At 70.1% G+C, this 1,678-nt stretch carries 3 pseudogenes; all 3 read right to left on the bottom strand.

Annotated elements, in window-relative coordinates:
• Window positions 1–837 (bottom strand): annotated as a pseudogene (locus V7Q31_RS19120) (IS3 family transposase); the annotation flags it as partial.
• A gap of 126 nt (window positions 838–963) precedes the next feature.
• Window positions 964–1,234: pseudogene (locus V7Q31_RS19115) on the bottom strand (transposase); the annotation flags it as partial.
• A 172-nt stretch (window positions 1,235–1,406) separates the two neighbouring features.
• Window positions 1,407–1,678 (bottom strand): annotated as a pseudogene (locus V7Q31_RS19110) (hypothetical protein); the annotation flags it as partial.

Genomic DNA, 1,678 nt, shown 5'->3' with positions numbered 1-1,678 from the left:
CGATCATCGCTGGCCGCCCCCGGACGGCGAGCAGGGCGTCGAGCTCCCGCGCGACCCGGGCGCCGGAGAGCGAGGTGTCGACGACCAGCGCCAGGGCCTCGCGGGTGAAGTCGTCGACCACCGCCAGCACCCGGAACCGCCGGCCCCAGTCCAGCGCATCGGATACGAAGTCGAGCGACCAGCGCTGGTTGGGGCCTTGCGGGATGGTCACCGGCGCCCGCATCCCGGTCGCGCGCTTGCGCCCGCGCCGGCGGCGCACCGACAGCCCCTCGTCCCTGTAGAGCCGGAACAGCTTCTTCTCGTTCATCATCACGCCTTCACGCTCGAGCAGCACGCCCAGTCGCCGATAACCAAAGCGCCGGCGCTCGGCCGCGAGCGCGCGCAGCCGCGCCCGGATCTCCGGGTTGTCGGCGACGGGCTCGCGCCGCACCGTCTTCGGGTCGACCATCGCCAGGGCGCAGGCCGTTCTCGCGGCGAACAGTCCACCGGACTGTTCGCTCGTCGCTCGAACCTGCGAGAGGCCGTGCTCCGCCATGAAGCGAAGCGCGACCTCCCGCCGATCGACGGGCAGGCTCAGTTTTTTCCCAGCACATCCTTCAGCGCCGACACGTCGAGCATCGCCTCAGCGAGCAGCCGCTTCAGCCGCCGGTTCTCGTCCTCCAGCGTCTTCAGCTTCGCCGCGTCCGACGCCGTCATGCCGCCATACCGCGATTTCCACCGGTACAAGGTCTGCTCGCTGATGCCGTGCTTGCGGCACACATCCGCCGTCGCCACCCCGGCCTCCTGCTCACGCAGCACGCCGATGATCTGGTCTTCGCTGAATCTGCTCTTGCGCATCGTCGGTCCCCTGCAGACGGACCCTCATTATCATCGAGGGACCCAGCGGGGGGCAGACCACGCCTCCGGGCGACGCTCATCGTCCGCTCGCCAGCGGGCTCGAACCGGTGGCGCCTTCGCTGGCTCGCCTTTGGACAACAAATCGCGCTCGACCACCAGCTGGCCGATCTTGGCGCGCAGCTTCTCCAGCTCGCCCTCACGCTCGGCCGCCGCCGCCTCGGCCTTACCCGAGAGCACGCCCGCCATGCCCTCGATGGCCTGCCGCCGCCACGTGCTGCTCAGCGTCTGGTGCGCGCCATGCTTCCAAATGGCTCGCCAATCGTCGCCTCGCCCGGATCGCCTCCAGCGCCACCTTCGCCTTGAACTCGGCGATGTACCGTCTCCGTTCCCCTGCCACGCGGTCCGTCCTTCATCCCGCTCGGATCAAGCGTAGCTCCGTGTCCGGATTTCGGGGGCCCCTCTACGCGATCGCCGACGCCTTTTGCGACGCTTGGAAACGCCATCGCGGACGGCGCCGGACGCATCCGGTCCCCCTGCATCCGGAGGGGCGTCGGCTGCGCGCGCCGATGTCAGTTTCCGGGCGGGCAGAGCGGCGACGCATCCGGCAGGATGACGGTGTTGGCCGCAGCGTATTCGTCCCAGAGGCCCGCGAGCGTTTCGAGAACGTCGGGCCGCGAGGCTGCGAGGTCCACTGTCTCGCCCGGGTCGGTCCCGAGGTCGTAGAGCTGCCACGCGCCGGGGCCGAACGGCGCGCACAGATGCACGGCCTTCCAGTCGCCCATGCGGAGCGCCCGGTTGCCGAACAGCTCCCAGCCGATCCAGTCTTCCGGGCCGCGCACCG

Source organism: Rubrimonas sp. (genome assembly GCF_036788415.1).
GTDB lineage: Bacteria > Pseudomonadota > Alphaproteobacteria > Rhodobacterales > Rhodobacteraceae > Rubrimonas.
The sequence above is the reverse complement of the archived record's forward strand: the minus strand, read 5'-3'. Positions and strand labels throughout refer to the sequence as shown.